Below are 24,827 nucleotides of genomic sequence, written 5' to 3' on the forward strand. Positions count from 1 at the left end.
CATTAGCGATCGCGCAATTTGCCCATAGAAAACACTATGCTACAGACAATTCAAGGAATATACAAAAACGGCAAAATCGAATTAGCTGAAGTCCCTCAAAATATTTCTGAGAGTCAGGTTTTTGTGACTTTTTTTAAACCGCAGTTAGTTACCCTGTCCAGTCAAATTATGTCCTTTGGGATGTTTTTAGGTTCTCAGCAATCTACTGATTCTGATTTTAAAGATGCTGAATTTAACGGCGATCCTGATGATGGTCTTGATTGGTCATGATTCTAGGATTATGAAATACATCATTGATACCCATGCCCTAATTTGGTTTTTAGAAGGAAATTCTCGTTTAGGTGCGATCGCCAAAGAGATTCTTTCTGATGCGGGTAGTGAATTAATTTTACCTGCGATCGCTCTAGCCGAATCAGTATGGATAGTTAGTCGTGGTAAAACTTCGATTCCTTCTGTCGAGGCATTATTAAAGGTGGTCAAGGATGATGAACGTGTCTCTATCTATCCACTAGATTTTGATGTGATTGAGAGAAGTATCAAGCTAATCTCTATCAACGAAATGCATGATCGGCAAATTGTTTCAACAGCTTTAGTAGTAGAGAGTCAAGGGAACCAAGTGGCTATTTTGACCTGTGATCAGAATATTTGTGCGGCAAAGGTGGTTGCTATTGTTTGGTAGAGCGATCGCTTAAAACTCAACCTCCCGCCCCACAGAGCGATCGCGCAATCCCGCAAAATCTTCATCAGTGAACACAATATTTTCTTGCTGTATTCTCTGTCTAAACCTTAAAGTCATATCCCAAAAGCCATCTTGACCATTATCTAAAATAATTTGCGTCATATTAACTCCTCTAAATACATAGATGATCCCTGTAGGGGAAAAGTATTCCCACAGAAATCTATAAATTTTCAGATAATTTTAATTTGGGAATGCTTTTCCCTAACCTCACAACGCAGGGACAATTTATTGGTAAAAGCACAAAGGGTTTAGCATTTGCGTTTCAAGACTCTGGTGGAGAGTATAAAAATATTGGCGCAAATGCTAAACCCCTACGAATTTGTGTTTATAAAGACAGCGCAAATAATTCATGACGTTAACGCAGCGATCGCTTTGGAGACTTTGCAGTTTTTGGCGGTTTAGTACTAGTTTTTTGCAATTTTTGGACTTGTTTGAGGCTTAATCCAGTAATTTGCACAACCAAGTCTATAGCAATATTAGAGCGCAACATATTTAAGGCAAGCTGCTTAGTAGTTTCAGCAATGCCTTTAGCTTCGCCTTTAGCAATGCCTTTAGCTTCACCTTCAGCAATACCTTCCCGCAAAATTGCTTGATAGATAACTGACTCTTTCATGATTTCGCTCCTTAGTAATCTTTGGATGATTTCTTGGCTCAGGGCTATGCCTGATATTATAGCGGTCGATGCAGCTACGTTACTTTGCACCTGCTTATCGGTAATATTTTCGATTTGCTTAGCAACTTGTCTTAACGTTTCTTCAGGGTTGTCGGTTTGTGACAGCGTTGCAAAGGGTAATAGTCCACGATACTTTTGAAATATCTCCGTGGGCTGTTCCCAGAGTCTAATCACATTAAATTTATGATTTAGCTCCCCAGCATTGAAAGTGTTTTCATATACGAAGGGCGATTGACTGGGGGTGAGGTAAATGACGACTTGATGTATCTCTGTGTCTGCAAATTGCCGATACAGCCGCAGTCGATAATCTGCCATACGGAAAGGAATATTTTTATTTGCCTCGGTCTGAAACTCAATGTGGAGAATGATTTTTGATGACTGGAGAAAAATAACCGAGTCAGCGCGAATCGGCTCAACTGAGAGTTCAGAGGGTTTGAGTGTCGTCAGAGCGATCGCTTCCCCTAAAAGCCAACTGGCAAAATCGGTGGGGAAGGTTTCAGCTAAGAACTTACAGATATTGTCGATCATGACTTCATTTGATTGCTGGCAATCCTTTCAAATCGCCGAACTTGTGACGCACCAACCACAATTCCCACTCAGACTGAATTAGGCGATCCTTGGGGTTACTTCGGCGTAACAAATCTAAGACCATCAAAGCATCATACTCAAACGCTCTATACCGCTCCCATAAAGTCAACTGAGACGGAGACTTAGCATCAACAAACGTCACTCTTTGCAACTCACCCACCACAAAATCATCTTTACCACGATCTTCAGGACTGCAAATGATACTAAATTCCCACTTGTAGCTTTGCCCCATCGCAAGCTCTTTGATGTTTGGGGCAGATGGTAATACCACTCGCAAAATCCCTGTCTGACCTGACAAACTAAAAGTCTGACGATAAATCGACTTGAGATCGCGATCGCGAATAGAAAACTGCACCTGACGCGCTGTTGTGGTTGGTACAAAAAACAAAAAAGTAGGATAGGCAGCCGTGGTGATCGCCTTCTTCGACACAGGCGACAATAAATCAGGCGCAAACGTCGAGCAATTATTACCGCGTATCGTCGGATCGGTTGGTGGTGGTGGATCGTAAGTGGGGATAGTTTGTGCTGTTAGTAATTGGCTTGGCATTGCCGCGATCGCACAAGCCATCAATATCATTGTCCTAAGAAACCTAGTCTGACTAAGAATTTTCATGAATTTATGGAGTGTAATCCAGCACAAACAAGCGATGTAATTTACATGATCTTACGATGAAATATAATTTTCGCATCACAACCCCTCCCGATGTCCAATTACGCGATACACCTCCACCGACTGCGCTCTGCCCTTTAAAAATATCGCTCCCCAACTTTCCACATCATAGAGATTCTCTAAATAATCCAGCGTTTCCTGTGCGATTAAAATGCGACAGTCTTCATCTTGACGTTCCTTCTCACAGGACTCCAACCGTGAGGCAATATTCACCGTATCGCCAATTACCCCATATTCCAACCGACTCTTACCACCCAAACTACCCACCATCACCGTCCCCGTAAAAATCCCCACCCGCATCTCCACCTTTGGCAATCCCTGTCGCTCAAAACTCTGATTTAATGACCTTAGCGCCGATCGCATTGCCAAGGCACAAGCCACCGAGCGCCGCGCATCCGTGGCAATCTCCGACTGTTGCTGAAGAGCGATCGGCACACCAAACACCGCCATCACACTATCGCCAATAAATTTATTCACCACGCCCTGATGCGACTGCACCACATCCGCCATCACCGTCAGATATTCATTGAGCCAGCCCATCACCCGTTCTGGAGATTCTCCTTCCACAATCGTACTGAAACTCTTAATGTCCGTAAATAGAACTGTTGCGGTCACATTTTGCCAAGGTAATCGACCAGACTGCAACAGGCGATCGCGTCCTTCCCAAAGCGCATTGGCAATCTCTGGTGAGGTCTGTTGACCCAATAGCCGCATCATCATCTGTTGCTGTTGTTGAAGCTGATATTGGCGATCAATCAACGTGGTAATGCTCGCTAGCCCAAACGCCAATGCAGGAGTCACCACAGGAATCCAACCCTGTTGCAAAAATAGACCATAGCTAAATCCAAATAAGACTACTATCAATAGAAGTTCAGTGAGGATGAGAATAATCGGGTTGCGAATGATCCAAGTTAAGCTAATCCCTGCGATCGCCCAAATCAACATCCATAAAAGCTCTTGCCACTCCGCCCAAAACCAAAACAGGCGATCGCCATCTAGCACCGCACCAAGCAATTGACTGGTAATGTGAGCTTGCACTTCCACTCCTGCCATTCTCACAGTTCCCTTATCTGTCGAACTATAGGGAGTTAAAAAGACATCCTTGAGACTAGGCGCACTTACGCCAATCAGCACAATTTTCCCTTTAATCAAATCAGGATTCACTTCCTTTTGCAAAACTTGAGAGAGCGTCACTCGCTGCAATGATTGGGAAGAACCGCGATAGTTAATCAGAATCTGATAGCCGCCACTATTAATCGTTTGGTAAGCTCCAGAATCTGACTTGAGAAGCGGAAATTTCACTTCTCCTAATTGATATTCTTTTTGGGAATTAAAAGATGGCTGGAGATTTTGACAAACTAAATCTTGACGTTGGGGGCGATCGCTAGGACAGTCTGCTCGCAAATAAGCATTGAGCAATTGAATCGATAGAGAAGCGCGATTGGTAAACAGCAGCACCCGCCGCATAAACCCATCAGGATCGGCAGGCAGATCGACTAAGCCAACCTGTTCTTTCGGTAGCTCAATGGGCGGATCGATGCGATCATTCTGATTGTTGCCACTACTAACTGCGGCAATCACATTGGGGCGACGCAATTGGGCAATTAGTTCACTGCGCTCTGGCTCAATGGAAATATTGCGCTGAAGGTTGAGATCTACTGCGATCGCGGCGGGTTGATGCTGATTTAGCTCTGATAGGGTCTGCGCGACAAGGCGATCAGTTAATGGCCATTTGTACTGTTTGATATCGCTTTCGGTGATCGTTACCACTAACAATCTGGGATCGGTTACTTTGTCTGGACGCGATCGCATCATCTGGTCAAAGACTAATAACTCTAATTGTTGCAATCCCCCTAGTTGCCTGATTCCATAGAGCAAGCCCAAAATTACCGTACTGCCAACAAGTACAGACCTAAATCTAACTAGTCTTAGGGATGTCAATTTTGGTAATTGGTATTCAGGAAGTTTAGGAAATAAAAATCTTAACCCTTGAAATTTTTGCGGCATTAGGATGTATAGAGATTAAATATGCATGACTCTAATGGTTTGATCGCATTTATAGCAATCGCCATATTCATGAATTAGATGATGTCTTTAGATCTTTGGCTTCTCGTCCACTCTCTCCTATGTTTTGATCATCGAAAAACTGGCTTCTGGAGCTAGTAAAGCCCCACGTCTTACAGGAAGAAGATTTAGGTCTGGATTGCTGAAACTTAACTTAGTATTAGTTAAAATCGTCGCCAAAATAATCTTCATTTCAAATTGAGCTAATGCCATTCCCAAACAACGACGACTACCACCACCAAAGGGGATAAACTCATAGGGAGAAAACTGACGCTCCAAAAACCTTTCAGGGTGAAACTTCTTGGGCTCAGGATAGAGATCTTCTCTCTGGTGAGTGAGATAAATCGAAGCGAGTACTTCCGTACCAGCATCTAACATTTGCCCCGAAATTTTTACGGGAGTTTTTACCTTGCGTGAGAATGTAGTCATACCCACAGGATAAAGCCGCAAAGTCTCATTACAAAATGCGGTCAGGTAAGGCAGCTTAAATATTGCCATCGGATCGGGGCGATCACCTAAGCTTTGCAGTTCGGTCATTAATTTCGCATATACATCTGGCAACTTATGCACCCAATACAAAGCCCAAGTTAGAGCTGTGGCGGTGGTTTCATGTCCAGCAAATAGTAAGGTCATTAACTCATCGCGTAAATCTACATCTTCTAAATAATTACCTTCTTCATCTTGGGTAGCAAGCAATAGATTGAGAATATCAATACGCTCAGGATCAGGATGCGATCGCCTTTCACTAATTTCGGCATAGATTAACTCGTCGCATAGTCTCTGTTTCCGCATGACACGCCCCCAAGGACTCCAATCCCCCAAATCTTTACGCAAAAAAGGTAAGAAAATAAATAGTGCTCCCAACTTGGTTGCGCTCACCTCTAACCTTGTAACAAGGCGTTTTTTCAACAGTTCTAAGCGATCGCCTTCATGCAATCCAAATACAACTTGCAAAATCACCCGTAACGTAATTTCTTGCATCGTTTCTCGAACATAAAAAACTTGTTGTGAGCCAATTTGGGCAAATACTTGGTCGGTAATTTTAGTAATGATTTGACCATAGCTGACAAGGCGATCGCCATGAAAAGGAGGCATTAATAATTTGCGCCGACGTTGATGCTGTTCGCCACTCATCAAAATCACAGAGCGATCGCCAACTAAAGGACGGGCAATCTCATTGGATTCTCCTGGTGCAACTAGACTTGGACTGGTTAAAGTCACTTGCAAAGCCTCTGGATCGCTGACCATCACAATTGTTTTTAGCCCAGCCCACCGCATCGTAAACATTCCGCCAAATTCAGCAGCATTGCGCTCCATTACCCCTAGGGGATCTCGCACCCATTGTAATAATTGCAGCGCAGGATGAGTTTTTGTCCCAGCAGGAAGAGGCATGACTTTCTCGCAATTAATTAAAGTTAATGGATATTTTAAAGCTATTTTTCAGGAAAAGCTTTGAATCTAAACGATCATATCTGTAGCAAGTTTATTTGCGATCGCCTCACCTTGCAAAATTTCCGCTAACTTCAGCGCAAATGCCATAGCTGTCCCCGCGCCACGACTGGTCACCACATTGCCATCAACGACCACAGGAATTGTCAAATATTCCGCGACTTGCATTTGATCTTTAACCGATGGATAGGATGTGGCGCGTTTATCCTTGAGTAATCCTGCATCAGAAAGAACAGTGGGCGCAGCACAAATGGCGGCGACAAGTTTATTTCCTGTGGCATGGGCGATTAACATTTTGGCAATGCGTGGATCTTCTCTCAAGCGAAACGTGCCTGAACCACCAGCAAGAATGATCGCATCAAATTGATTCGCTTCAACTTGATCGAGAAGTGTATCGGCAATAATGACGATCGCATGAGCGCCCATCACCGTTGTCGTTACCAAGCCAGCCGTAACTACCTCAATCCCTCCACGACGTAATACATCGATAATCGTAACCGCTTCGATTTCTTCAAAGCCTTCAAAAAGGGGGATAAGTACTTTGGTCATGATATTTATTGGTTTTACGATTTGGATGGAGATGCTATTGTTCTGAGTCTAATGCGATCGCACATTGATTACGACCATTATGCTTAGCCTTATACAATCCTCGATCCGCGTGGGATAGTAAGTTCATGCACCTTAGATCAGGCGGTGTAAAAAGGCTAAGACCTATACTAATCGTGACACTAATCAGTGTTCCATCAGTTGATTCAATAGTCTGCCCAGCCACATTCTCACGAATACGCTCAGCTACATCATAGGCTTCTAGCAAGTTTGCGTTCGGCAACATCACCACAAATTCCTCACCACCGAAACGGGCTATTACATCATAGGGGCGCAGAGTAGATTTACATTTTTGAGCAATCTCTAGGAGAACGATATCGCCAGTTGCATGTCCATAGCGGTCATTAATCGACTTAAAATTATCAGCATCAATCATCAACAACGACATTGGCTCATTTGAGCGCAAGGCTATCGTTGATTCAATTTCAAGACAATCAATAATATAGCGACGACTATGTACCTTTGTTAAGGGATCGTAGTTAACCATTTCTAAAAGTTGGTTTTGTAGATCCTCAAGCTCAAACAACAGTTGCACAACGAAGCTGCTTGCTAATGGTGCAACAACAGCGGGGACAATGACAGCAACCTGTAATGATTTGAGCAGTAAATCCAGTCCTTCCCACCACAACAGTGTCATTATTCCGAAAGTGATCACTGCCGACGACAGAATGGAAAACAAAGTGATGGCTAACACTGAGCGAAAATGTCCCAGCCCTAATAGGACTTTTCGCCAAGTATTTCCACTTTGAATGTTTTTGTGAGACATAACATCTAGTCTGTTCCCTGTTGACATTCGCTACAGAGTCCAAAAAATTCAAGAGTGTGATAGTAAATTTGAAAAGTATGTTTTTTCGCTAGTTGATTACCCAAGTCATGGATAGGACAAGAGTCGATGGGTAATGACATACCGCAATTGAGACAATTGAGATGATGTCTATCAGCAGGAGTGACACTATAGACGGTTTCGCCATTGGGTAAAGTCAGCGCTTTGATTAAACCTTGTAGCTTGAGAGTATCTAGCGATCGATATACTGTGGCTAGACCTACACTGTTTTCACTATTACGCAACTCCGAGTGAATATCTTGCGCTGATACAGCGCGATCATTGTGTTGGAGGAGATGGAGCACTCGTTCTTGACTGCGAGTGAGTTTTTCTTTCATGCTTTTAGGGTTTCTTAAAGCAAGCTAGCATACGCCTAGCTTGTCTTAACTTAGTTCAGAACTTAAAAGGATTATAAATCAGACATGGTGTAAAGCATTTTTCTAATCGTTCACAAGTTTCTGAATTGATTTCCGTAATCCATTGCTTTTGTAACAATTCAGAAACCCTCTGAGTGCCATAAACCAAAGCCGACATACCTGCGATTGTGGCGCGAAAGTCGATCGCTAGATTTCCAATATCGCAGTTACCATAGCGTTTGACCGTAAGCTGACTACAATCGCCATTAAGATCACTACAAATTCTAAATACACCATCATTCCAATGACAGTAAGGATCGCTAAGGGCAAAAGTAAAAGGCTCACAGGCGATCGGTAAACCATGCAAAGCACCAACAATATCGATCGCTCTGACCATCCAAGGCTCAGTCATCGATGAATCTAAGCGTCCTGCATTACTGAGCCATGTATGGACATTTTCACCTAAGGGGACGGGCATTTTTAAACTATGAATTTGATCGCGATGGCTGGCGAAGAATTGCAATAGGCGATCGCGAGATTCGATATCCGTCCAAAATATTGATGAAATTTCAATCTGGCGATCGCGCATCGGCAAATTGCCACTGCTATCGATCGCATAGATGGCGATGGCAACAGGTTGACGCTCGCGTTTGATCACTACGCAGAGCTTTTGGCGATGCAAATGCCACCACTGGTCATAAGTAAAATTAGTAATGACGAGCCCATGACTATGGGGCTGAAGAGTCTGCGATCGCAGGTTTTCGTAAAGGAAATTAGACAAAATATCTTTTACTTCGGTTGCGGGAATGCGATCGCAGGTCAAATTAGCTGAATTTGGTAATCTTAAATAATTTTCTAAAGACGAGACTGGAATATTAATTTCATGAGTGGCATTGGCGATCGCATAGCCCAAGGCTCCATAAAAACTCTCCTTGAATGGCGTAAGCATACTCACGCAAATTCCCTGCATCCGCATTTCTAAAAATGCACTTTTCATCAGAGCTTTTACACAGCCCTGATTGCGATATTCAGGATATGTCCACACGCCACCGATGCCACCCATCGTTTTCAGATTGCCACGCACCGACTGCTGAAAACTAAAACACTGCAACGCCGCGACAATCTTGCCATCAATTTCCGCCGCCAATACCTCCTCAGGATTGATCGCTGTCAAATGCGATCGGGGCAAATCTTGATTAGTCCAGCGTGAATAAGCATACAAATCCCCCTTAAGAATTTCTAGGCGTTCACTATTATTAATTTTGCGAATTTTCATGAAACAGTTGCTTTTAGAGTGATGCGGCAGTGCAAAGCATGTTTACTTACTCTGTGGTTTTATGTTTGCGGTGGCAAGTATGTACAATAGTAAATTATTATTTAAGATAAAGATTTTAAACATCACACATTTAGAGGACTGTTATGGCAGGTACTACTGGAGAACGCCCATTTTCCGACATTATTACTAGCGTTCGTTATTGGCTAATCCACAGCCTTACCATCCCTGCGTTGTTTTTGGCAGGTTGGCTATTTGTAAGCACAGGCTTAGCTTATGACGTATTTGGCACACCACGCCCCAACGAGTATTACAGTCAAGATCGTCAGACCGCACCTCTTGTAACTGATCGCTACAATCCCGCCAAAGATATCCAAATGGGTAAATAGCGCTTGACTCAAAGCATTTCGTTAATTTTGTAGCTATAAACTTAAGCTCTAATTTAACGACTCCAAATTAACGACCAAAATCAACGCATTCACTAATTAATAACTATGGCTAGCAATAATCCTAATCAACCCGTTCAATATCCCGTATTCACTTTCCGTTGGCTAGCAGTTCACGGTCTAGGCGTTCCTACCGTGTTCTTCATTGGTGCGATCGCAGCGATGCAATTCATCAGCCGCTAATTGAAACCCATTTCAGTTTTGCTTTTTTAAAACAAAACTTTTTACCTTTATCTTTTACCTTTTACCTTCCCCCTACCTATGGCTCCTAAAAACCCTAACAGCCAACCTGTAGAGTTGAACCGTACTTCTCTCTTCTTGGGACTACTGCTGATTTTCGTGACTGTGCTACTTTTTTCCAGTTATTTCTTCAACTAGTTTTGCAATTCATTTCATAAAAATCATTTTTATCAGGAGGTTTAATTCATGCTTCAAAATGGACGTATTCCGCTTTGGGTAGTTGCCACGGTTGCTGGTACTGGCGTACTGGTTGTTGTCGGTCTATTCTTTTATGGTTCATACGTAGGGCTTGGCTCTGCTAGCTAAATTTCCATAAAAAAAGGGGGAGCGCATTACGCTCCCCCTTTTTTTATTCAATACCTAAAATTGCTTTTTTGTATGCAGGGCGATCGCTAATCCGTTTCATGTAAGCATCAATCGCAGGATAGTCCTCGTAGGATATTTTGATAAACAAAATCGCATAACCGAGAATTGCAGCAACTGCCACATCTGAGACTGTGAAGCTGTCGCCTGTGATATAAGATTGATTTCCAAGAATTTTGTTGATGCCCCCGAGCAATCTTGGTGTTTCTTTTTCGCGATTCTCTTCGCCAAACAATCCAGGTCCAAGCGTAGCATTTGCAAACAAGACCCATTGAGAGGCGATCGCTCTTTCTTCTAAAGTTTTTACCTCTGCATATTTATCGGCAATATATAGCAAAATTGCGCCAGACTCCCATAATAGAAAGTCACCATCTGCGATCGCAGGTACTTTGCCAAAGGGATTAATTGCTAAGAATTCGGGCTGTAAATGTTGTCCAACTTGCATGTCAAGCAATTGAAACTCATGAGGAGCTTGCAATTCTTCTAGATACCATTTGACGATTGAGGCGCGACTTCTTGCACCACCATAGAGTTTAATCATTGTTTTTTACCTGTTAGTTCTAGAAGATAGGGTTAGTAATTTGCGATACATCTATCTTCAGATAAGCAATCGCCAGTATATAAGATCGAGGGGACACAGCATGTTCCCCAGATCGTATGAAACCCAAAAGAGAGGTAGAGCTTCGCTCTATCTCTCTTTTGGGTTTCATACGATCTATCACTATAAATTGCGTAATGGAATTTCTTGACCGTAGATAAACTTCTGCTCTAGATTGTTACATATCAACCATAGAGCGATCGCGACCGCCATAGGAATAGAACTTAGCAAAATCACTAGCAAATTTGCAGGAGCAAAAAAGAAGCCAATTAAGGGGCTGATTGTCCATGCGATCGCGGCGACTATCTTACTGATCGTTTTAATCTTACGAACATTTCGTAGAGCTTGACTGCAACTCGCACATTTAGAAGTATGGGAATGATAACGATCTAGAAGAACTGTTTTGGATAAAGGAGCTTTCAATCTCTGCTCAGCGAAGAGATCGGCTTCATAACGGGTTACCCATTTCCGCAGTTCAGAGACATAGGTATCTGCTGGAGTTGCCAGATAGAATGCTTTAGCATAATTTCCATCAACCTCTGGTTTGGCAAGTGCTTGCTCAAGATATCGCTCTTGATAATGCAAAAATATTTGATCGTCTTCGAGAATTCCATTCTGTCCAATATGGGAATACCAGCGAGGTGTAATCCCAATAAAAAACCTAGGAATTGCGGAATTAAATTGAAAAGGGAATCTTGCAAACATACGGCATTCCCCTTTGCGAGTTGGAGTGGCATAAACCACAGTCATTGTGCGCCCAAATTGTTTAGAAGTAAGATCATGCCACATCAACGAAGGAGCAATGAAAGTTGTATCTTGTGGACCTAATTTTCCGCGTCGAGGGCCCTCTTCCCATTTGCCTTGAAAGCCTTGCTTATTAGTTTCTAGAACTTCTAAAACCATTGGCGCAGCATTAGCACGATTACCAACGGATTTATGATGGGTAAATGGCAAGTGACTAGCGTCAAGGACATTTTCCATCAGAGTGAGCGCATCGTAGGGTAAATCGCGAAATGTGCCAAAGAGTGTCCATTTCCCTGTGTCAGTTTCGAGTGGATCGACTATCGGAATTTTGACTTGAGATGCATTTTCTGGGCTGCCTGCGTAAACAAATAACATGCCTTGGCGTTCGGCAGTGGGTAAAGATGCTACACAAGCACGTTTAGAGGTATGAGCGATTCCTCCTTCAGGTTGCTGAGGAATGCGATCGCAACTTCCATCACTTTTAAATGCCCAACCGTGATAGGGGCATTCTAATAAGCCATCCTCAGCAATTCTACCTTCCGATAGAGGCACAAGGCGATGGGGACAGCGATCGTCAAAGGCTTTCCATGCATTAGTCTGACGATCCCACCAAATCACCAGATCGCGTTCTAACAAGGTGAATTTTGAGGGTTTAGCTTTGTCTAAGTCTTCGATATAAAAGACTGGATACCAGACCTCTTGCCAGTCAAAACGTTCAGGATCTAGTCCGCCCGGAGGTAAACTTTGCTCTTGGGAGTCGTTAGGATAAAGATTTTCTCTCAGTAAAGTATTTGCAGTCATGGCAGCCAAAGCGATCGCATTGTAAAGTTATGTATAGTTTAGCCTGCGATCGCCAATCTTGTCTGTGTAGTAAACCCAAAAGAATGAGATGGTGCTTTGCACCATCTCATTCTTTTGGGTTTACTACATTTGCCATGCTTTCATTTTTTCAGGGTTCATGAGTCCATATGGATCGACCATGCGTTTGAAGTTTAGTTGTTCATAATCAATAGTCTTCATACCTCCATCTTCGAGAATATAGGTGTGAGGATTGGCGATAAATACGCCCTGCGATTCGTGATATTCAATAATCGCATTCAGGCGATCGCTATTGGTAAAACGGACAATCTGAATCGCCGCAGGAATGACGACTCCATTTACTTTAATGAACTCAAGATGCATGATGACTTCATCGCCAAAATACTCATGCATCTGCTGCACAAGCTCAAGTTTTGGATCATTCAAAAATAGGCTCTGGAGATAAGTGAGTGATGAATCGGCAGCACGAGCATGTAGGGTTGTGTGATTCCATGTGAACTCAACTAGACTGATACCTTTGCTAGCTTCTTGAGCACTTTTCTCATAGCAAATCTCGCCCTGAAATTCTTGGACTAGGCTTAGAAATGGCTCGCGATCGCTCTCGGCGACTAGGACTAAAGCACAATGAGAACCTGTCGGAATATAGCTTTGCAAAGCCGCAAAATAGCTTGGAATCGGCGCAGCATGAACGCTAATCATCTTTTTAATGATACCGTCGCTATTGCCAAGAGCTTGACCAAATCTGGCGGCAGTCATGAAATCGGTGAAGCTAACAATGCATTCCATCCATGCATAGGCAGGCGCAAGGGGAACTTCCAATTCGGTAATAATGCCATTAGTTCCATAAGCATGATTGACCTTTTGAACATCATCTCCTCGTAATTCAATGACGCGTGGTTCATCTTCAAGGGTGACTACCCGCACAACTCTCAAGTTACCGCGATCGCGCAATTGTCCATACAAAACAGAGCCAATTCCACCACTTCCACCAGCAATAAATCCACCGACTGTAGAGATTCTATATGTAGATGGAACCATGCGTGATTCCCATCCAATTTCTTGAGCTTGTTTGTCGAGTGCAGCTAGTTTCACGCCTGTCTCTACACGAGCTAATCCAGCTTTAATCCATTTGATTTCTTGTAGGCGTGAAGTTTCTAAAATTATTCCGCCTTTGAGTGGTGTGGATTGTCCATAGTTCCCTGTTCCACTACCACGCAATGTAAGAGGGATTTGATGTTTTACAGAAGCTTTCGCAATTCTCAATACCTCGCTTTCATTTTTGGGTCGGACTACTAAATCTCCTACTTTGCCCGTCAGTAATGGAACAAGCACTGGACTAAAATGAAAATAATCCTCTGAGAGCTTTGCGACTTGGGTCGGATTTGCGATCGCTTCGATGCCAGATAGTTCTTCTAATAGATTTTCTAAAGATATTTGCATATTTACTGATTTTTGTTATCTCACTATCCTAATACCAATTCTTTAAAGTGTAGTCACGCTTGAGGGTTTGAGCGCAAAACGCTTTAGATACGTTTATGTCCGACCAAACCTAAAAGAGAGTTGCGGCGCGAAGCGCCGCAACTCTCTTTTAGGTTTTACAGCGCTTTGCACTCAAAACCAAACCAAGAAAAAATTTGAAAGTGTTGCAAAACAACGCTTTCAAATTTTTTTAAAGCTACACAATCTAGCTATTTATTTGGAATAGTTTTATCTGTCCTAAGCTACAAAAAATCAATGCCGTTTTGAGTAATTTAGTGATCGCGATCACTAAATTACTGTGATCAAATTCAAACTAACTCAATGCTGACATCACCACCAGACTCTTAAAAAAGCTCGATACTAATTACATTAAAGGTTAAGGAAAAAAGGAGCAAAGCAATGTCAGTATTTCACTTCGGCGGATTTATCTTCAAGTTCTACGCTGGTTCGATCGCCGTTTTAGTTTTGGCAAATGCAGTCTCAACCCTTTAATTCTTCTCCCCTGTAAAAATGGATATTTTTCAAATCTTGATTTTTTCTTTTAAGTTTTTGGGTTGTGCGATCGCCATCTTTATCGCCACCAACGCCGCTTACAGCTATTAAATTTTCTCCTTAAAAAATGTCAAAGCACTCTAAGCAATATGGTTAGAGTGCTTTTTTCTCGCCAATGAGATTACAGTTTTATAGCTGTATAGTGAATAACGACCAATAAAAAAGCGGCGCAATGCGCCGCTTTTTTATTGGTTGAAGGAATTGAAATTACTTAATGAAAAGCATTTCTTGGTAGGTAGGCAATGGCCATAGATCATCGGCTACTTCGCCTTCCAAGGCATCAACATAGCCACGGATTCCGTCCATCAAAGGTCGTACAGTATGCGAGAGATACTGCATATGATCTTCAACAGTAGCAAAATCATGTTTTGACAAAGCATCACTGAGCTTGCTAACTCCATCGATCGCAAGCTTAGTTAAAGAAGCAACTTTCTCAATGGTTTCCTTGTCGAAATCAACTCCAATCTCCTTCAGACTCAGAGAAGTATTGCTAAGATCAGCAAGATAGCGGGTTGCAGCAGGATAAATCAAGGTTTTCACCATGCTGACCACAAGCTTAGCTTCGACTTCAATCGAGAGAATGTACTGCTCAGCGTAAGTCTCAAAGCGGCTAGACAACTCAACAGGAGTTAAAACGCCCTCTCTGCTAAATAATTCTTCGATGTAAGATTCCTTGAGAACAGGCAATGCATCAGGGGTAGATCGAAGATTGGCTAAGCCGCGTTCAGCTGCGAGCTTATGCCATTCTTCAGAATAGCCGTTACCATTGAAAATTACTGCTCCATGAAGTTCCATTACTTCTTTAAGAACTAAAGTAATTGCAGCATTCAAATTAGCACCCTTAGCCATTGCGCCTTCAAGCTTTTCAGCCATCCAGTCGAGAGACTCAGCAAGGATCGTATTCATGGCGACGAGGGGTCCAGCTACGGATTGATTAGAACCCACAGCGCGGAACTCAAAACGGTTGCCAGTGAAAGCAAAAGGAGAAGTACGGTTGCGATCGCCTGGATCTTTTGGCAAGATTGGCAAGGTGTCAACACCAATATTCATCGAACCTTTGGCAGATGAACTCTTCAGGTCACCTTGAAGAATTTGCGCAAATACATCCTCAAGTTGTGAACCAAGATACATCGAGATAATCGCAGGAGGAGCTTCGTTTGCACCTAAGCGGTGATCATTGCCAGCAGTTGCTACTACGGAGCGGAGCAGAGGTCCATATTTGTGAACCCCACGAATGACTGCACCACAGAAGACCAAGAATTGGGCATTGGCGTGAGGTGTATCACCTGGGTCAAGCAAGTTACCTTGAGTAGAGTTGCCAACTGACCAGTTAACATGCTTGCCAGAACCATTAATGCCTGCAAATGGTTTTTCATGGAGTAAGCACATAAATCCATGTTTCTTTGCTGTGAAACGAAGAAGAGTCATGATCATTTGTTGGTGATCAGTCGCTACGTTAGCAGCTTCAAAAAATGGCGCAATTTCAAATTGACCAGGGGCAACTTCGTTATGGCGAGTTTTAGCAGGAATACCAAGGCGATACAAGCGCTCTTCAACATCTTGCATGAAGACTTGCACACGCTCAGGAATTGCACCGAAGTAATGGTCGTCAAACTGTTGACCCTTGGCGGATGGCTTACCAAATAGGGTGCGACCAGTCAGCAAAATGTCGGGACGAGCATTAGCAAAATTAGCGTCGATCAAGAAATATTCTTGTTCAGCACCACAGCTAGAGTTGAGGGGAGCAATGTCTTTCTCTCCCATTAGTTTTAAAACTCTGGTGGCAGCTTTATTCATGGCTGCATTTGATCGCAACAATGGAGTCTTCTTGTCTAGAGCTTCACCAGTCCAAGAAACGAAAACTGTAGGAATACAGAGGGTGGAACCATTGTCGGTTTCCATGATATAAGCAGGGCTAGTTACATCCCATGCTGTATAGCCACGTGCCTCAAAGGTAGAACGGATACCGCCGTTGGGGAATGAAGAACCATCGGGTTCACCTTGTACAAGGACTTTACCTGCAAATTCGGTGATCGCCGAACCATCGCTCTGAACTGAGATAAAGCCATCATGCTTTTCAGCAGTAATGTTGGTCAAAGGATAAAAGACGTGGGCGTAGTACAATGCACCTTTGGAAATTGCCCAATCTTTCATCGCTAAGGCGATCGCGTCAGCTACTGAGCTATCAAGAGTTTCACCAGTGAGAATCGTTTTCTTGATCGATTTGAAGACTGTCTTAGGAAGACATTCTTGCATCTTGCTCAGAGTAAACACATCGGTCGCCCACATTTCTTCCAAGCGCTTTGGTGATTTCTTGGGCATTGGCTCGCGATTGGTGATCTGATAAATGGCTTGAATGCGCGACTCGTTTCCGCTCATGATTATTTTAAGGATTAATTATTGTCAGATTTCTCCAATCATACTCAAGATATATTTATCAAATGGCTAAAAAAGATACCGAATTGATTGCACATGATTGGTATAGCAACGCACAAAAGTTAATGCTGTAATGATTAAGTAGCTAGCCATAAGTAATCTTAAAAACCAGAATCCTGTCGCTTCCGCTGCGCGGACGCAACAGGATTCTGATTTTGGGATTTGATTATGATTAGCTACTTAGACTATGGTCAATATTGCTTGTGATGGACAAAATATGATGAATGCGATCGCCATTGATTTTGGTAGTAGTAACACTCTGATTGCGCGATGGAATATTGCTACAAATCAGCCTGAGACCTTGATCTTTGCAAATCTTAATCGTCCTGCACCATTGAATGGTCTTGTGCCATCGTTGGTATATGTGCAAAATGCCCAAGCAGAAATAGTCGAAATCGGACAGCGGGTTATCGATCAAGGTAAAGATCGCCCTCAGCCCAGATTGTTTAATCAAATCAAACGGCGATTAGTAGCAAATGCAAGTTATGTCCCTCAACTTGATGGTGTTAGAGTCACGCCTGAATGGTTAGGCAATCAGTTTTTGCGAGAACTGTCAAAGGAACTGCGATCGCAACAAATTTTTGCATCGGAAATAATCTTGACCGCTCCTGTCCAATCCTATGAGAAATATTTGCGATGGCTAGAGGAATCTAGTACTGAGATATTTGCACCCAATCTGCCAACAGTACAAATGCCTAGGATTCGGATTCTTGATGAACCGACTGCGGCAGCTCTTGGATATGAGGCGATCGCTCCTAGTGCACTAGTATTAGTAATCGATTTTGGTGGTGGCACATTAGATTTATCACTAGTGCGATTACCGAAGAGTGAAAACATTGCCAAATGGGGAGATCAAATCGGTGTCAATCGTAATGAATGGTCAGAGCATAAAGCCGAGGTAATCACGAAGACAGGTTATACAATCGGCGGTGAAGATATCGATCAATGGTTGGTCCAAGATTATTTAGAAAGTCGTGAAGAAATTACTGATACAAATGCAGATAATAATTTAAGCATTCTGAAGTTCTTGATGGAACGGATTAAAATTACACTTTCAGAAACAGAAATAGCTTCTGAAATCTTTTTTGATCTGACTACGCAATCAGCGATCGAGATTACCTATACTCGTCAACAATTAGAAAATTTATTAGAGGCAAAAGGATTTTATCGGGTTCTCCAATTAGCGATCGATGAATTAATCAATCGTTCTTTTAATAAAGGAATTCTCAAAGGGGATATTAAACATATTCTTTTAGTTGGTGGTTGTACGCTGATCCCCTCGGTGGTTTCATTTGTTGAAAACTATTTCAAAATGGGAAAAGTATATAGTCATAGACCATTTGAAGCGATCGCTCATGGCGCTTTGATGCTCAGTCAAGGTTTAGCTCTTCAAGATTATCTATTTCATTCCTATGCGATTCGCTATTGGGATCGCAGTGCAAAGCAATGGAAATATCAGCAACTATTTCGACGTGGGCAGGTCTATCCCACTCGCCGTCCCGTAGAGTTATTACTCAGAGCAACTCAACCAAATCAACCTGAAATTGCACTCACTATTGGCGAGCTGGAAAGCCGTCCCATCGGTGCAGCAGAGATAAGTTTCGATGGCGATCGCATAGTCATGCAATTCGGGCAAAAAGCTAAAGACATTTTTCAACCATTACAAGATGATGCTAATGGCTTAGGAATGCCACAGGCGATCGCTTTACTCGATCCTTTAGGTCAGCCAGATTGCGATCGGCTCAAAGTTTTATTTAGCATTAGCGATAAGCGGGAATTACTAGTTACTGCGATAGATCTACTCACTCAACACCAATTGTTAACCGATTATCCTGTCGCAAAGCTCCGATAATTGTTTTTGGTGGCGCGAAGCGCCGCCAAAAATGATCGTTAGAGCGCTAGCTCAAACAAAAAGCCTACACGACTGTCATAGATTAAAGGCGATCTCCTCCATTCTATTTTTGTACCCAATCGGAGATTCTTGGTAATTGCATAGCTAGTCGAGAGCGCAGTTGTACTCATTTCCAGATTGTTACTGGGAGAAGTAAAAGTGTGACTCAGCCGTAAATCCGAATTATTGGGGGACAAAACCAAAATCCCCAGCAGTCCCACATCTAGACCTGAGATTTGTGGACGATCTAGCTGATTGAATTGACGATATCCGACTATTGGCGAAACATTCCAATATGAGCCCAACGGTAAAACATAGTAACGAATATTTGCCTGCAACTCACTTTCTCGACCACTAAATTCTGTCTGATAGCTGCCACTTATCGTCAAAGGTGACTGTCCCACAAACAAATCCTCAACCCCAGCTTCAAACCCCAAAGAATTATTGCGCGAGGTAATACCAATCCTGATCTTTTTATTAAAACTAGGCGTATTGTATATATCTTCTAAAAGATCTGGTGGTTTCTCCAGCCATCTTTGCAGTACAGGGCTACTTTCGATCACTTGGCGATCAATCTCTAAATCATTGGCACGCCGTGACATTTTGGCATCGCCATAGACTGCGGTACTAATACTAAAGTAAGAAATTGCAGCTATCGCGATCGCCCAAGGTTTTGTCATAAATTTTGAGTTAACTAGCGTAGTTTAAGTAAAGTGGACGCGCCTATAAATTAATTATGCACAGATCTTTACGTATTGAGTCTCTAGATTCAACCGCCAAAATACTTTTATAGCGAACCACAATAAAACTTTTGAAGGCTTTCAAAAGTTTTATTGGTTTAGGTGTGAGCGTAAAGCGCTGTAGGTCTACGACTATAGTCGCTGTAAAGCTGAGAAGTTTTTGATTATGCTAGTAAATATGCGGTGTAAAGTCCTTTAGGCAGTAAATGGAAATAAAAATGCGTAGGTCAGGTTGGTTTGTCGGTGGGATTCTGTTAAGTCTGTCTACTAGCCCTGCAACTTGGGCATTAGACAAATCAGTTGATCGCCAAGGCATAGATGCCCGCATTTTACAAAAAACACCCTATAACCTCACTGGCAAAGACGTATTTATTGGGCAAGTTGAGCTAAGTCGTCCTAGCCGTTTTGCTGTAGATAAAGTCTCCAATAAACTTTTGCAACTCGATCGCATCATTGTTCAACCCTACGAAGTCTTTTTTCGTGACGGTAAAGCTATCCCAAATCGCAATGTCGATGATCATTCCGCACAAGTTGCCGCTGTGATCATCAGTCAACATAAAATCCGTCGCGGGGTCGCACCAGGTGCCAAGCTGCTATCTTCAGCTTATTCGCAACGCCGCCAAGATGGACAACCTGAAGCCTGCATCGCGGCTCAGCACGTTGCCCGTCAATACAACGGCACTGTTCGCGCTATTAATTTCAGCTTTGGGGAACTCCTCAGTGAAGACCCTCGCCCTAACGCCAAACTCGATGGCGATGCTTTATTAACTCTATGCGTTGATTGGATCGCTGCAACCTATAACACTTTACCGATCGTTGCTGGAAACCAAGGCAAAGGTGGTATTCCCATCCCCACGGATCTATATAACGGTTTTACAGTCGGATTTACCCGAGAGGTTGATGGAATATACCGTCAACTTGATCGCGGCAATCTAATAGACGAGCCATATCTCGATCGCAATAGTAATGGCAAATATGATCAAGGTGAAGTCTTTACCGATCTCAATAAAGATGGCAAATGGACATCAGGAGTCGAAAGCCCCATCGATGGTAGACGCTCAATGGCAATACTTGCACCAGGAAATAACCTTAAACTGCCGACATTGCAGGGTAAATTTAAAAATGCTAATGGTTCCAGTTTTGCTACTCCCCATGTTGTTGGGACGATCGCGCTCTTACATGAATATGCTAATCGTCAAATTGCAAGTGGCTACTGGAGTATTGATGCACGTCGTCATGAATTAATTAAAGCTGTGCTAATTAACTCTGCCGATAAGCTCAAAGATATTGGCAATGGCAAAATTCTCGGCATGTCGAAGACCATTCTGGATGCTTTTGGTAAAACATGGATCGACACCGAAGCCTATTCTAGCCGTGAGATCCCCCTCAGTCGAAGTCTTGGTGCAGGTCAACTCAATGCCAATCGAGCTTTTCAGCAATATCAAGCAGGGCAACAATCTCCTAATAATGGATCAGCTAATATCTCAGCGATCGGCTGGGATACCAATATTGTCGAAGTTGATAAATATCAAGAGTATGTTTTTAGTGAGCCCCTAGTTGCTGATAGTTTTATTTCGGCTACCCTAACTTGGGATCGTCAAGTCAAGCTCAACGACAAAAATGGAAATGGATTATTTGATATTGGCGAAGAGTTTAGTGATGAAGGTTTTAATAAACTTGAGTTGTATTTAATGCGATCGCAAGATACCGATATTGCTCAAAACATCTGGTCATCCGTCAGTCAGATTGACAACTTACAGCATATTTTTATAAAAATACCGATCACTGGCAAATACAAACTGAGAGTTGTATTTAAGTCTCCCCAAGCAAATTTAGTCAGTCAGCGCTATGGCTTAGCTTGGTGGGCAAAATATCAAGATCGCTAGAAAACATTCAAAAGGGCGATGCAATGCATCGTCTTTTTTAGATATGGTGCAGTACCAATACACAAAAGTGTGACGACGCTTTTATAAACTAAGAACCAAACCCAGTAATAATCAACACACAAAATGGCTATGCAATTTTGTGTGTTGATTATTACATCACGTTATCAATTAAGCCCAATCAGCTATGCCCCAAACATCTCGTAATTCATCGCAGCCACCTAAAAAATCCAAAAGATCTAGTTTTTGGCAAGAAACTGCTCAAACTGTAGGATTAACTATTGCTCTAGCATTTGGCGTTCGTGTTGCTGTTGCTCAGGCTTACTATTTACCGCCTTCGGGCTCAATGGAGCCAACTTTGCAAAACTACGATCGCGTTATCGTTGATAAACTGAGCTATCGATTCCAAACACCACAACGCTTTGACATTGTGGTGTTTGAGCCAAATGAAGCAGTAATAAAAGGTTGTGGACTATCTGCCGAAAAGCAAAAAAGTTCGCTGATTAAGCGGGTGATTGGTCTGCCAGGTGATCGTGTGGAGATCAAAGAAGGCGTAACATATATCAATGGTAAGGCGCTATCAGAACCTTATTTAGTTAAAGCCCCTGAGTACGATTTGCCTCTAACGATAGTGCCTGCTAATTCCTACTTTGCTCTAGGTGATAATCGCAATAATAGTTGTGATGGTCATATTTGGGGCTTTGTGCCAAAAGAAAACATCATCGGCAAAGCGACCCTGCGATATTGGCCATTAGACCACTTTGGCAATATTGATCGGAAGGACTAACTTGTTATGGATAAACAGGCTGTAAAAGCACTCACGGATGTAGATATCGATCGCATTGTCGAAATGGCATGGGAAGATCGCACCACCTTTGATACGATTTACGACCAATTCGGCATTTCTGAATCGGAAGTGATTAAAATCATTCGTAAGTCAATGAAACGTTCATCTTTTTTGATGTGGCGAGAAAGGGTAAGTGGTCGCAAAACGAAACACGCAAAGACCTCTGAGGCGCAAAGATTTCACTGTAGCCAACAAGATAAATTCAAATCTCACTAAGCGTATTTTGTGCATTTGGGCAGAATAAAGCCTAGCATCTCTTGCCAATCTCGGTAAGCGCAATCAGTATCGATCAGAACTTATACCAAAACACAAAAAGGCTATGCCAATCTGTGTTTTAAAAACCCTTACGGGGTTTGTTTTTTTTATTCACATAAGTATTGCCAAACTTTTGAGAATTGGTATTACTAAGAGTTGTCAGACTTTTGCGAATTGGAATTAAATGTAGTATGGGAAATGCTTAATCTTATTGCTAAATCAATTCGTAAGTAGACTGTTACCCCGTGAAGATCAATCTGCCCATCCCCCCTTCACCTCGTAATGAGAACGGAAAAATAGAAAGGGAAAAGGAACATTTCTTATGAAGACTATTCAATGGATACGTTTGATTTTCTCCAGCATTTTTATTTTGCTTGGGTTGATTTTTGGCACATATTTTTATATTAAAGAGCACCCGTCGGTTTCAGTCGTTCCACAAGGCTGTATCGTCAGGATTTCACAAAAGAAACAACGTGACGACTATTCCTTTTGGCGCTCCAGAATGACCACAATAGCGATCGCTATTTCGCAAAACTCACAACAGCTTGTGAGCAAGTAAACCCCAACAAATGCTTTAAAAGTATTGCTTTACAGTACTTTTAAAGCATTTGTTGGTTAGGATTGGAGGGTAAATTGCTGTAAAAAATGAAAAAGCTATAGATGCCTATCTTTAGCAGGATTGATATTTCAAAATATCCTGTTACATTACTTAATATAAAGAAGCCCAAAGGTAAAAATAAAATGATTTTAAAATTTATTGTACTTTTGCTTACCACTAAAGTTTCTCGTAAGTACAAAGTAATCCCACAGGGAAAATAGAAAGAAGGACGGATAGTTGTTAATTGCTATATCTACGACTACTTTCAATATCTGAAAGTTGTAAATATTACCTTCTATATTGAGATATCAGAATGCGCTAAGCATGTATTGATGCGGATAGAGCAAGCTAAATGGAATTTAGGCTATTAATTTTTACTGCGAAGGGATTCGCCAAGATTAGAGGATTCACAGTAATTGTTTGATCATATTGATGTATGACACATTGGGTCAAGAAGCTTCTAATAGAATCAAATTAGATAGGTTGCAAAATTACTTCTTCGGGAATTGAAACCCAAACACTAAACTTATCGGCATCACATGTAATTAATATAGCTATACCCAATTCCAAATCACTTCTACATTCTGCGATCGCTTCGTTAAGAGAGTTGCAAACTTTATGATCTACAAAAGTTTTGCCTAGAACCGTAATTGCTTTTTCGGTTCCAAAAATGGTGTTGATGGCGATTAAGCGAACTTGATTTAGTGAACTGAAAAGCATTGTTTTTGCCTTAACTCTATAGATACTAGTATCGCGCTCACCCATTATTTAGGTTGCGATCGCAAATCTATGTCTATGTGATCTTAAAGGTAAAAAATTGCGATCGAGGTCACATATCTATAAAAATTATTTCAATAAATTGAATAGATTTTTCAAAAGCATGAGGCGGCGCAGGGTGCCATCTTCATGCTTTTTGTTTTTTGAGTCGTTTAGGATGGGATAAACTTTAAATAAGAGATCAGAATTATTCATTTGAGAATATTTTAGCGATACTCTCGTGTAATCTTGCTGTAATTTATTGCGAGAAAAACCGTGGGATATAACAAAGGGGATAATTATGAGCAAAATATTTTCGACTTATTGACATCAAAAGGGTTAATTGCCACTGGATCAGCTAGAGGTGGGGCAGGAAATTCAACAGATATAAAATTTCTACACAATCTTCAGGAATACAATCTAGAGGTTAAACTCGATCTCGATGCAGATTACGGACAGAAAATGTTGCGCTGGAATGATGGAATTTGGAGTTGGTGTGTTGATGATGCTGTGACTTCTTTTTATACATCTGTTGGAGTTTTGGATATTGTCAATGCTAAAAACTTCCTTCCTAATCAATATTCCATCCCCAGAAATGAAATTACTGTGCAACAGAAAAAGCAAGATCAAAAAGCTTTTGAAGATAAAGTGGAAATCGATATTAATAGTTTATACAATTTTTATAGTGGTAAAGATTGCTACTATATCCAGATTGGAGGGTACGGGTTTTATCATCTCAAACAAGATATTCTCTCATTAGGGACACCGCAATTTGATTGTAGAATGAAGTTGAGATTGAGAGCTAAAACCATCCATAGTAGTCCAATCTATAAGTATGGATTCTATGCAGTTCTGAAAGTAGATAAAAAGGAAAAGCCAAAAAAGTCTTGTTATGATCTTGAACAAAAAGATGGGCGTGAATTTCCTCCAATCATTTAG

Annotated in this window: 27 protein-coding genes; 12 read left to right on the forward strand and 15 right to left on the reverse strand. The window is 41.9% G+C overall.

The window, feature by feature from the left end; translation table 11 throughout:
* Positions 1-36 precede the first annotated feature (36 nt).
* Both PseudUWO311_RS12415 and PseudUWO311_RS12420 read left to right on the forward strand, forming a co-directional pair.
* Entirely contained in the window at positions 37-270 is a 234-nt protein-coding gene (locus tag PseudUWO311_RS12415; protein ID WP_142655551.1) for a hypothetical protein, read from the forward strand.
* Positions 224-679, forward strand: coding sequence for a type II toxin-antitoxin system VapC family toxin (locus PseudUWO311_RS12420; protein WP_223807556.1), 456 nt, complete (start codon positions 224-226; stop codon positions 677-679). The genes PseudUWO311_RS12415 and PseudUWO311_RS12420 overlap by 47 nt, the downstream gene beginning before the upstream one ends.
* A 9-nt stretch (positions 680-688) precedes the next feature.
* Here the strand turns inward: PseudUWO311_RS12420 and PseudUWO311_RS24015 are convergent, their stop codons facing one another.
* The 9 genes from PseudUWO311_RS24015 to eis all read right to left on the reverse strand — a co-directional run bounded on the left by PseudUWO311_RS24015 (position 689) and on the right by eis (position 9,244).
* Entirely contained in the window at positions 689-841 is a 153-nt protein-coding gene (locus PseudUWO311_RS24015) for a hypothetical protein (protein ID WP_190303478.1), read from the reverse strand.
* 253 nt (positions 842-1,094) lie between these two features.
* Positions 1,095-1,940, reverse strand: coding sequence for an Rpn family recombination-promoting nuclease/putative transposase (locus PseudUWO311_RS12425; RefSeq protein ID WP_142655552.1), 846 nt, complete (start codon positions 1,938-1,940; stop codon positions 1,095-1,097).
* A gap of 4 nt (positions 1,941-1,944) precedes the next feature.
* Complete coding sequence (locus PseudUWO311_RS12430) at positions 1,945-2,613, reverse strand: DUF928 domain-containing protein (RefSeq protein WP_142655553.1); 669 nt, start codon at positions 2,611-2,613, stop codon at positions 1,945-1,947.
* Positions 2,614-2,688: 75 nt separating this feature from the next.
* Positions 2,689-4,677, reverse strand: coding sequence for a CHASE2 domain-containing protein (locus tag PseudUWO311_RS12435; protein WP_142655554.1), 1,989 nt, complete (start codon positions 4,675-4,677; stop codon positions 2,689-2,691).
* 117 nt (positions 4,678-4,794) lie between these two features.
* A complete protein-coding gene (locus PseudUWO311_RS12440; protein ID WP_142655555.1) occupies positions 4,795-6,126 on the reverse strand; it encodes a cytochrome P450 in 1,332 nt (443 codons plus the stop codon).
* A gap of 66 nt (positions 6,127-6,192) precedes the next feature.
* Positions 6,193-6,732 (reverse strand): DJ-1 family glyoxalase III, encoded by a 540-nt coding sequence (locus PseudUWO311_RS12445; RefSeq protein WP_142655556.1) that lies wholly within the window; start codon positions 6,730-6,732, stop codon positions 6,193-6,195.
* 34 nt (positions 6,733-6,766) lie between these two features.
* Complete coding sequence (locus tag PseudUWO311_RS12450) at positions 6,767-7,555, reverse strand: GGDEF domain-containing protein (RefSeq protein ID WP_190303479.1); 789 nt, start codon at positions 7,553-7,555, stop codon at positions 6,767-6,769.
* Positions 7,556-7,560: 5 nt separating this feature from the next.
* Positions 7,561-7,950, reverse strand: coding sequence for a Fur family transcriptional regulator (locus PseudUWO311_RS12455; RefSeq protein WP_142655558.1), 390 nt, complete (start codon positions 7,948-7,950; stop codon positions 7,561-7,563).
* 55 nt (positions 7,951-8,005) lie between these two features.
* Positions 8,006-9,244: an enhanced intracellular survival protein Eis gene (gene eis / locus PseudUWO311_RS12460; protein WP_142655559.1), complete on the reverse strand. Its 1,239-nt coding sequence runs from the start codon at positions 9,242-9,244 to the stop codon at positions 8,006-8,008.
* 143 nt (positions 9,245-9,387) lie between these two features.
* On the opposite strand from eis, the gene psbE reads away from it, so the two are divergent.
* The 4 genes from psbE to PseudUWO311_RS12480 all read left to right on the forward strand — a co-directional run bounded on the left by psbE (position 9,388) and on the right by PseudUWO311_RS12480 (position 10,233).
* A complete protein-coding gene (psbE, locus tag PseudUWO311_RS12465) occupies positions 9,388-9,630 on the forward strand; it encodes a cytochrome b559 subunit alpha (RefSeq protein ID WP_142655560.1) in 243 nt (80 codons plus the stop codon).
* A gap of 105 nt (positions 9,631-9,735) precedes the next feature.
* Positions 9,736-9,870 (forward strand): cytochrome b559 subunit beta, encoded by a 135-nt coding sequence (gene psbF, locus PseudUWO311_RS12470; RefSeq protein ID WP_126387910.1) that lies wholly within the window; start codon positions 9,736-9,738, stop codon positions 9,868-9,870.
* Positions 9,871-9,948: 78 nt separating this feature from the next.
* Positions 9,949-10,065, forward strand: a complete 117-nt coding sequence (locus PseudUWO311_RS12475) for a photosystem II reaction center protein L (RefSeq protein ID WP_071590099.1) — start codon at positions 9,949-9,951, stop codon at positions 10,063-10,065.
* 48 nt (positions 10,066-10,113) lie between these two features.
* Positions 10,114-10,233, forward strand: coding sequence for a photosystem II reaction center protein J (locus tag PseudUWO311_RS12480; protein WP_142655561.1), 120 nt, complete (start codon positions 10,114-10,116; stop codon positions 10,231-10,233).
* Positions 10,234-10,276: 43 nt separating this feature from the next.
* On the opposite strand, the gene PseudUWO311_RS12485 is transcribed toward PseudUWO311_RS12480, so the two are convergent.
* From PseudUWO311_RS12485 to PseudUWO311_RS12505, 4 genes are all read right to left on the reverse strand, one after another.
* Entirely contained in the window at positions 10,277-10,831 is a 555-nt protein-coding gene (locus PseudUWO311_RS12485) for a glutathione S-transferase family protein (RefSeq protein WP_142655562.1), read from the reverse strand.
* Positions 10,832-11,011: 180 nt separating this feature from the next.
* A complete protein-coding gene (locus PseudUWO311_RS12490; RefSeq protein ID WP_142655563.1) occupies positions 11,012-12,433 on the reverse strand; it encodes a Rieske 2Fe-2S domain-containing protein in 1,422 nt (473 codons plus the stop codon).
* A gap of 123 nt (positions 12,434-12,556) precedes the next feature.
* The gene (locus PseudUWO311_RS12495) at positions 12,557-13,891 is read right to left on the reverse strand and encodes an FAD-binding oxidoreductase (protein ID WP_142655564.1); all 1,335 of its coding nucleotides are present in this window, start codon (positions 13,889-13,891) and stop codon (positions 12,557-12,559) included.
* A 798-nt stretch (positions 13,892-14,689) separates the two neighbouring features.
* A complete protein-coding gene (locus PseudUWO311_RS12505; RefSeq protein ID WP_142655566.1) occupies positions 14,690-16,861 on the reverse strand; it encodes a glutamine synthetase III in 2,172 nt (723 codons plus the stop codon).
* 244 nt (positions 16,862-17,105) lie between these two features.
* Between PseudUWO311_RS12505 and PseudUWO311_RS12510 the strand changes: the two genes are divergently transcribed.
* The gene (locus PseudUWO311_RS12510) at positions 17,106-18,770 is read left to right on the forward strand and encodes an Hsp70 family protein (RefSeq protein ID WP_223807557.1); all 1,665 of its coding nucleotides are present in this window, start codon (positions 17,106-17,108) and stop codon (positions 18,768-18,770) included.
* Between the two features lie 38 nt (positions 18,771-18,808).
* Here the strand turns inward: PseudUWO311_RS12510 and PseudUWO311_RS12515 are convergent, their stop codons facing one another.
* Positions 18,809-19,489 carry a hypothetical protein gene (locus PseudUWO311_RS12515; protein ID WP_142655567.1) on the reverse strand — a complete coding sequence of 227 codons (681 nt, stop codon included), beginning with the start codon at positions 19,487-19,489 and terminating at the stop codon, positions 18,809-18,811.
* Positions 19,490-19,755: 266 nt separating this feature from the next.
* Here PseudUWO311_RS12515 and PseudUWO311_RS12520 point away from each other — a divergent pair, with 266 nt between their 5' ends.
* The 4 genes from PseudUWO311_RS12520 (at position 19,756) to PseudUWO311_RS12535 (ending at position 23,093) form a co-directional block, all read left to right on the forward strand.
* Positions 19,756-21,435, forward strand: coding sequence for a S8 family serine peptidase (locus tag PseudUWO311_RS12520; RefSeq protein WP_223807558.1), 1,680 nt, complete (start codon positions 19,756-19,758; stop codon positions 21,433-21,435).
* Positions 21,436-21,619: 184 nt separating this feature from the next.
* Complete coding sequence (gene lepB, locus PseudUWO311_RS12525) at positions 21,620-22,219, forward strand: signal peptidase I (RefSeq protein WP_142655568.1); 600 nt, start codon at positions 21,620-21,622, stop codon at positions 22,217-22,219.
* Positions 22,220-22,225: 6 nt separating this feature from the next.
* Complete coding sequence (locus PseudUWO311_RS12530) at positions 22,226-22,495, forward strand: TIGR03643 family protein (protein ID WP_142655569.1); 270 nt, start codon at positions 22,226-22,228, stop codon at positions 22,493-22,495.
* 361 nt (positions 22,496-22,856) lie between these two features.
* Entirely contained in the window at positions 22,857-23,093 is a 237-nt protein-coding gene (locus tag PseudUWO311_RS12535; RefSeq protein ID WP_142655570.1) for a hypothetical protein, read from the forward strand.
* Positions 23,094-23,606: 513 nt separating this feature from the next.
* Here PseudUWO311_RS12535 and PseudUWO311_RS12540 read toward each other — a convergent pair.
* Positions 23,607-23,852: a hypothetical protein gene (locus PseudUWO311_RS12540; protein WP_142655571.1), complete on the reverse strand. Its 246-nt coding sequence runs from the start codon at positions 23,850-23,852 to the stop codon at positions 23,607-23,609.
* Between the two features lie 312 nt (positions 23,853-24,164).
* Between PseudUWO311_RS12540 and PseudUWO311_RS12545 the strand changes: the two genes are divergently transcribed.
* Positions 24,165-24,827, forward strand: coding sequence for a hypothetical protein (locus tag PseudUWO311_RS12545; protein WP_142655572.1), 663 nt, complete (start codon positions 24,165-24,167; stop codon positions 24,825-24,827).

This window comes from Pseudanabaena sp. UWO311 (assembly GCF_006937785.1).
Taxonomy (GTDB): Bacteria; Cyanobacteriota; Cyanobacteriia; order Pseudanabaenales; family Pseudanabaenaceae; genus Pseudanabaena.

Coding starts and splice junctions, on each gene's coding strand:
- PseudUWO311_RS12415 (WP_142655551.1), top strand. CDS start 37: ATGCTACAGACAATTCAAGGAATATACAAAAACGGCAAAATCGAATTA.
- PseudUWO311_RS12420 (WP_223807556.1), top strand. CDS start 224: ATGCTGAATTTAACGGCGATCCTGATGATGGTCTTGATTGGTCATGAT.
- PseudUWO311_RS24015 (WP_190303478.1), bottom strand. CDS start 841: ATGACGCAAATTATTTTAGATAATGGTCAAGATGGCTTTTGGGATATG.
- PseudUWO311_RS12425 (WP_142655552.1), bottom strand. CDS start 1,940: ATGATCGACAATATCTGTAAGTTCTTAGCTGAAACCTTCCCCACCGAT.
- PseudUWO311_RS12430 (WP_142655553.1), bottom strand. CDS start 2,613: ATGAAAATTCTTAGTCAGACTAGGTTTCTTAGGACAATGATATTGATG.
- PseudUWO311_RS12435 (WP_142655554.1), bottom strand. CDS start 4,677: ATGCCGCAAAAATTTCAAGGGTTAAGATTTTTATTTCCTAAACTTCCT.
- PseudUWO311_RS12440 (WP_142655555.1), bottom strand. CDS start 6,126: ATGCCTCTTCCTGCTGGGACAAAAACTCATCCTGCGCTGCAATTATTA.
- PseudUWO311_RS12445 (WP_142655556.1), bottom strand. CDS start 6,732: ATGACCAAAGTACTTATCCCCCTTTTTGAAGGCTTTGAAGAAATCGAA.
- PseudUWO311_RS12450 (WP_190303479.1), bottom strand. CDS start 7,555: ATGTCTCACAAAAACATTCAAAGTGGAAATACTTGGCGAAAAGTCCTA.
- PseudUWO311_RS12455 (WP_142655558.1), bottom strand. CDS start 7,950: ATGAAAGAAAAACTCACTCGCAGTCAAGAACGAGTGCTCCATCTCCTC.
- eis (WP_142655559.1), bottom strand. CDS start 9,244: ATGAAAATTCGCAAAATTAATAATAGTGAACGCCTAGAAATTCTTAAG.
- psbE (WP_142655560.1), top strand. CDS start 9,388: ATGGCAGGTACTACTGGAGAACGCCCATTTTCCGACATTATTACTAGC.
- psbF (WP_126387910.1), top strand. CDS start 9,736: ATGGCTAGCAATAATCCTAATCAACCCGTTCAATATCCCGTATTCACT.
- PseudUWO311_RS12475 (WP_071590099.1), top strand. CDS start 9,949: ATGGCTCCTAAAAACCCTAACAGCCAACCTGTAGAGTTGAACCGTACT.
- PseudUWO311_RS12480 (WP_142655561.1), top strand. CDS start 10,114: ATGCTTCAAAATGGACGTATTCCGCTTTGGGTAGTTGCCACGGTTGCT.
- PseudUWO311_RS12485 (WP_142655562.1), bottom strand. CDS start 10,831: ATGATTAAACTCTATGGTGGTGCAAGAAGTCGCGCCTCAATCGTCAAA.
- PseudUWO311_RS12490 (WP_142655563.1), bottom strand. CDS start 12,433: ATGACTGCAAATACTTTACTGAGAGAAAATCTTTATCCTAACGACTCC.
- PseudUWO311_RS12495 (WP_142655564.1), bottom strand. CDS start 13,891: ATGCAAATATCTTTAGAAAATCTATTAGAAGAACTATCTGGCATCGAA.
- PseudUWO311_RS12505 (WP_142655566.1), bottom strand. CDS start 16,861: ATGAGCGGAAACGAGTCGCGCATTCAAGCCATTTATCAGATCACCAAT.
- PseudUWO311_RS12510 (WP_223807557.1), top strand. CDS start 17,106: ATGGTCAATATTGCTTGTGATGGACAAAATATGATGAATGCGATCGCC.
- PseudUWO311_RS12515 (WP_142655567.1), bottom strand. CDS start 19,489: ATGACAAAACCTTGGGCGATCGCGATAGCTGCAATTTCTTACTTTAGT.
- PseudUWO311_RS12520 (WP_223807558.1), top strand. CDS start 19,756: ATGGAAATAAAAATGCGTAGGTCAGGTTGGTTTGTCGGTGGGATTCTG.
- lepB (WP_142655568.1), top strand. CDS start 21,620: ATGCCCCAAACATCTCGTAATTCATCGCAGCCACCTAAAAAATCCAAA.
- PseudUWO311_RS12530 (WP_142655569.1), top strand. CDS start 22,226: ATGGATAAACAGGCTGTAAAAGCACTCACGGATGTAGATATCGATCGC.
- PseudUWO311_RS12535 (WP_142655570.1), top strand. CDS start 22,857: ATGAAGACTATTCAATGGATACGTTTGATTTTCTCCAGCATTTTTATT.
- PseudUWO311_RS12540 (WP_142655571.1), bottom strand. CDS start 23,852: ATGCTTTTCAGTTCACTAAATCAAGTTCGCTTAATCGCCATCAACACC.